We start from the raw sequence: 4,490 nt of genomic DNA, 5'->3' as shown, positions 1-4,490 counted from the left end.
TCGGGTTTCCACCCTTGGTTCGCTTAAACGAACACCTCAGGAGGGACTAGTTTTTAGCCCCTAGGCTAGTAATCATGTCCCGTAAAGCCCTTTGGCTCTTTCTTGCTGCCGGCCTGGCTTGGGGTATCCCATACTTTTTCATCCGGATAGCCGTTGAGGACTTCTCGACCTATTCGATTGTGCTATTTAGAGTCATCATCGGGGCCATGGTTCTAGTTCCCCTTGCCTTGAAGCAAGGGGCTCTAAAGCTGGCCCTAAAGCACTGGCCTTGGGTTTTGGTTTTTGCCCTGCTAGAGATGGCTGGTCCTTGGTGGTTGATTACTGAATCCGGTAGACATCTATCCTCTGGCCTGATTGGCCTTTTGATTGCAACGGTACCTTTCTTTGCTGTGCTGTTTGCAACCATCATGGGAGATAAATCTGTTCGGCACCCCAAGACCATCATGGGACTACTGCTGGGCTTTGCAGGGGTTGTTGCCCTGGTTGGGGTTGACTCCTTCGGAGGTCTTATTGATCCGCTCTGGGTGGGTGCAGTGATCTTGGCAGCTGTTGGCTACGCCATCGCACCGGCTCTAATTGCAGAAAAGATTGGCTTTGTTCCAACTGCTGGGGTTATCAGCTTGTCGATGGTGATCGTTGGAGTGATTTATGCAGTTCCCGCAGCTCTCACCCTTCCAGCAGAGATAGCTGCTGGACCAGCAATCGAGTCCTGGATTGCTTTGCTTGTTCTTGGTGTGATCTGCTCAGCTGTTGCCTTCATCATCTTCTTTGCTCTGATCAAAGAAGTTGGAGCAGCAAGGGCAACACTTCTTACCTACCTGAACACTCTGGTTGCCTTGGTTCTGGGAGTGGTGTTTTTGAACGAGCCGATCACAACCGGACTGCTCATTGGCTTCCCGCTGATCTTGGTCGGGAGCTGGTTCGCCGGGAAGCGTCATGAGGTCAAGCCCAAGAAAAACAAAGGCTCCAAGCTAAGCTCTGCTGTTTCAACGGACACCACGGAACTCGATGTTTTGCCTAAGGGCTAATCCAAGTATTGTCTTGGTCTAAGGAAGTGATCAGTCATGGCTCAACAAGTTTGGCGAGGCTTCGCCTCAGATAACTACGCAGGCATTGATTCAGAAGTTATCAAGCGGATGGTGCTTGTCAATCAAGGCCATGAAATCGCCTACGGCGATGACACTGTCACCGCTGAATTCAACAAGTTAGTCAAGCAACTCTTTGGTTCTAAAGCAGTAGGGTTTCCAGTCTTCAATGGCACCGGTGCAAACGTTGTTGCCTTGCAAGCTGGGCTAAAGCGCTGGGAAGCTGTGATCTGTGTTGAGTCAGCACACATCCATGCTGACGAAGGTGGCGCCCCCGAGAAGATGGGCGGCATCAAGCTCTGGACTGTTCCATCTCCTACCGGCAAGCTCACCCCAGAGCTACTGGATACTCAAGTTTTCGACATGGGCTTTGTTCACCGGGCCCAGCCGGGGGTTGTCTCAATCACGCAGACCACCGAAATGGGAACGATCTACACAGCAAAAGAAATCAAAGCATTAGCAGACCGCGCTCACAAACACGGCCTACTTCTTCACATGGACGGTGCAAGACTTTCCAATGCTGCTGCTGCCCTTGGTCTTTCTTTCAAGAAGTTCACCACAGACGTTGGCGTTGATCTGGTTTCACTGGGTGCCACCAAGATTGGTGCATTAGCTGCAGAAGCAGTTGTCGTCACAGACGCTAAGTCAGCTCGCGGTAAAGAGCTTGCTAAGGCGATGCCTTTCTTGCGAAAAACATCAATGCAGCTGCCATCGAAGATGCGCTTTGTTTCAGCTCAGCTGCTTGCCCTCTTTGAAGACGATGCCAGAGTTGCGCTAACGAATGCTCGGCATGCCAACGCAATGGCCAAGAGGCTCTATGAAGGTGTGCTGCAGATATCTAAAAAGCACAAAGAAGTTAGGGTTCCAAACCCCACCGAAGCAAACGCTGTGTTTCCAATCCTTCCCCTCAAGGTCACTGCGAAGCTGCAGAAGGACTACCGCTTCTATGTTTGGAACCAGGCCACCGGCCAGGTCCGTTGGATGTGTGCGTGGGACACCAGCACCTCTGATGTTGATGGCCTACTGGAAGCACTAAAGAAAGCCCTGAAGTAATTCCTTCGGGAACAAAACCACAAGCAAGTTAGTTGGATACAACATGTCTAAAATCCCTGAAACCTCAGCCCCGTTGACCCCGCTATTGGCTTCTCGTTGGAGCCCACGCTCTTACGACAAGAGCTACGAAATATCAGACCAAGAGGTCCTTGCCATCTTGGAAGCAGGTCGCTGGGCTCCATCTTCCAACAACGGCCAGCCTTGGCGCTTCTCTGTTGCCAAGCGCGGCACCGAGCTGCACGAAAAGGTAGTTGCAGGACTTACTGGCTTCAACCAGTCTTGGGCACCTGATGCAGCTGCACTTATTGTGATTTCGATCAAAAGAAGTGATGCAGGCGAATCCAGCAAGGGAAACTTCTATGACACAGGTCTTGCTGTTGCCCAGATGAGCATTCAGGCTCAGGCGCTTGATCTTTACACCCACCAGATGGGTGGCATCTTGCACGCTGAACTACACAAATCCCTTGCCCTACCGGCTGATCTAGAAGTTGCGGTGGTTATTTCAGTTGGCAAAAAAGATGTCCCAGAAAAATTTGAAGGAGAAGCACTCGCTCGCGAGATTGCCCCTAGAACCAGACTCGATCTGTCTGAAATAGTGCTGCACGGCAAGCCGTAGGCTTGGTTTATGTCCTTTGCAACTGAATTAGCGTCCTGGTATGCCCAGTTTGGGCCAGTGCTATTTGTTGCAGTTGTTTGGGGATTGGTTTTTGCAGGTACTGGTTTACTTGTCGGCGCCTTTATACCTTTTATCACCGGCGACTCTTTGATCTTTGCAGCAGGGATAGTTGCAGCCAACTTCCCAGATGTAATCAACATCTGGGTGTTGGCAATTGGAATTGGAATCTTTGCTTGGCTGGGCGATCAAGTCGGCTACACCCTTGGTCGGCACTACGGCAGACCTTACCTAGATAAGCGCCAAGGGGTAGTTCTCACCAAAGCAATTGCTAATGCCGAGAAGTTTTATCTGGCCTGGGGTTGGTGGGCTGTTGTTGTTGCAAGATTTGTTCCCTTCGCAAGAGTTTTGATTCCGGTTATTGCAGGTATCGGCAAGATGAACTACTACAAGTTCTTCTCGGCTAACTTAGTTGGCGCAGTGCTATGGGGTTTTGGTCTTTCCGTGGCCGGGTACTTCGCAGCAAGCATTCCGCTGGTAAAAAACATCAGCTATTTCCTAGCGGTGTTTTTTATCGCAGCATCTTTGGTTGCAGGCATACGCGCTTGGTACAAAAACAACAAGAGTGCCAAAATGGCACCGCTTTCAACCAAGCTCTAAAGGCTCCTCAGTCGGTCCTAATGACCAGATCCGCTAGGGAATGGGATTTCTCTCGAGCGTAGAAATCGAGCTCTTGGGCTGCCCAGAAATCAAACTTCTCCAGGTGCCGCTCTCTTTGGATCCAGCGCTCGCGCCTAGTTTCCTCGCTGGCTTCTAGCCAAATGGAAATGTCTGCATGTTCTTTGCTGCGCTCGGTAAGTGATCCACACCCCTCAACAATCAATGGTGTACCGCCAGAGAATTCCCGCCAAGAAGACCTTTGGTTTTTGACCCAGGACCAGTCCTGCCAGGATGCTGTTTCTTGTCTTGCCAACGGTTGCAGGATAAATCGCACCATGTAGTCAGAACCTAAAGCCAACCCATCCCAGCCCTCGAAGATGTTGTCCATGTGAATCACCCTTGGGGCTGATTCGCCATCTCGGAACAGTTGTTGTTGAAGCGCTTCCGCGAAAGTTGATTTGCCCGATCCCGCTCGGCCATCGATAAGAACTATTGGTGTTTGGTTGCCGCGGTCAATTAGTTCAAGAACCTGCGAGCTGATTTTTTCAATCAGCGCGAGCTGATCAATGTTGTTGCCGTCGGAGCCCTCCGACATTTATTCAGCTAGGCCGTAGAGGCGATCGCCAGCATCTCCAAGACCTGGAACGATGTAGCCGATGTCGTTTAGTTTTTCGTCCAGGGCTCCAAGAACAATTGACACGTTCTTATTTGCTACGGCAGCTTCCACTGCTTTCAGTCCTTCGGGAGCACCGAGTAAGCAGACAGCTGTCACATCGGTTGCTCCACGCTCGAAGACATAGTTGATTGAGTCAATTAGTGTTCCACCGGTAGCAAGCATTGGGTCGATGATAAAGACTTGTCGACCAGTTAGATCATCCGGCAATCTTTCAGCATAAGTAAATGGCTCTAGAGTTTCTTCGTTTCTCTTGATGCCGAGAAAGCCAACTTCTGCCGTAGGCAGTAGTTTCATCATTCCCTCGAGCATGCCAAGGCCTGCTCGAAGAACTGGAACGATGATTGGTTGTGGGCTGGATAGCTTTACCCCTTTGGTCTTAGTCAACGGCGTCTCAACATCAACT

Annotated in this window: 6 protein-coding genes; 4 read left to right on the top strand and 2 right to left on the bottom strand. The window is 50.6% G+C overall.

Annotated features, from left to right (window positions below; all coding sequences use genetic code 11):
- Positions 1 to 74: 74 nt before the first annotated feature.
- The 4 genes from ACIQ0Q_RS09055 to ACIQ0Q_RS09040 are packed head-to-tail and all read left to right on the top strand — an operon-like array spanning position 75 to position 3,411.
- Complete coding sequence (locus tag ACIQ0Q_RS09055) at positions 75 to 1,028, top strand: DMT family transporter (RefSeq protein WP_395772615.1); 954 nt, start codon at positions 75 to 77, stop codon at positions 1,026 to 1,028.
- 36 nt (positions 1,029 to 1,064) lie between these two features.
- A complete protein-coding gene (locus ACIQ0Q_RS09050; protein WP_395772614.1) occupies positions 1,065 to 2,138 on the top strand; it encodes a threonine aldolase family protein in 1,074 nt (357 codons plus the stop codon).
- A gap of 43 nt (positions 2,139 to 2,181) precedes the next feature.
- Positions 2,182 to 2,754 carry a nitroreductase family protein gene (locus tag ACIQ0Q_RS09045; protein ID WP_395772613.1) on the top strand — a complete coding sequence of 191 codons (573 nt, stop codon included), beginning with the start codon at positions 2,182 to 2,184 and terminating at the stop codon, positions 2,752 to 2,754.
- A gap of 9 nt (positions 2,755 to 2,763) precedes the next feature.
- Positions 2,764 to 3,411, top strand: a complete 648-nt coding sequence (locus ACIQ0Q_RS09040) for a DedA family protein (RefSeq protein ID WP_395772612.1) — start codon at positions 2,764 to 2,766, stop codon at positions 3,409 to 3,411.
- 7 nt (positions 3,412 to 3,418) lie between these two features.
- On the opposite strand, the gene ACIQ0Q_RS09035 is transcribed toward ACIQ0Q_RS09040, so the two are convergent.
- Both ACIQ0Q_RS09035 and upp read right to left on the bottom strand, forming a co-directional pair.
- Positions 3,419 to 4,006 (bottom strand): AAA family ATPase, encoded by a 588-nt coding sequence (locus ACIQ0Q_RS09035; protein ID WP_395772611.1) that lies wholly within the window; start codon positions 4,004 to 4,006, stop codon positions 3,419 to 3,421.
- The coding region (upp, locus tag ACIQ0Q_RS09030) for a uracil phosphoribosyltransferase (protein ID WP_395772610.1) at positions 4,007 to 4,490 on the bottom strand (484 nt) is incomplete at its 5' end.

Origin of the sequence: Arenimonas sp., from assembly GCF_044348765.1 — a bacterium.
In the GTDB taxonomy this organism is placed as follows: domain Bacteria; phylum Pseudomonadota; class Gammaproteobacteria; order Xanthomonadales; family Xanthomonadaceae; genus Arenimonas.
The sequence above is the reverse complement of the archived record's forward strand: the minus strand, read 5'-3'. Positions and strand labels throughout refer to the sequence as shown.